Origin of the sequence: Leucobacter sp. M11, assembly GCF_035726885.1 — a bacterium.
Lineage (GTDB): Bacteria > Actinomycetota > Actinomycetes > Actinomycetales > Microbacteriaceae > JAPFRB01.
In genome coordinates this window covers 377,862-378,125 of the sequence record NZ_JAPFRB010000002.1, presented here as the reverse complement: position 1 = coordinate 378,125, position 264 = coordinate 377,862, and the positions used below count along the sequence as shown (strand labels likewise).

Genomic DNA, 264 nt, shown 5'->3' with positions numbered 1-264 from the left:
ACGACACGCTTTCCGCCTGGCTCGACGTGATGATCGCCTTCCCCGTGCTGCTGCTCGCGATGCTGATCGTCGCCGTGCAGGGCGCCTCGCTCTGGTCCGTGATCCTGGCGATCGGGCTCGGCATGTCCGCCGTCATCGCCCGGTTGACCCGGATCCTCGCCAAGCGCGTGCTCCAGGAGCAGTTCATCACCGCCGCCCGGACGAGCGGCACGGGCTGGGCAGGCATCGTCTTCGGGCACGTCCTGCCGAACATCGCCCCGATGC

At 68.9% G+C, this 264-nt stretch carries 1 protein-coding gene; it reads left to right on the top strand.

What is annotated here, in order from left to right; genetic code table 11:
• The coding region (locus OOT08_RS06070; protein WP_325092118.1) for an ABC transporter permease subunit at positions 1-264 on the top strand (264 nt) is incomplete at both ends.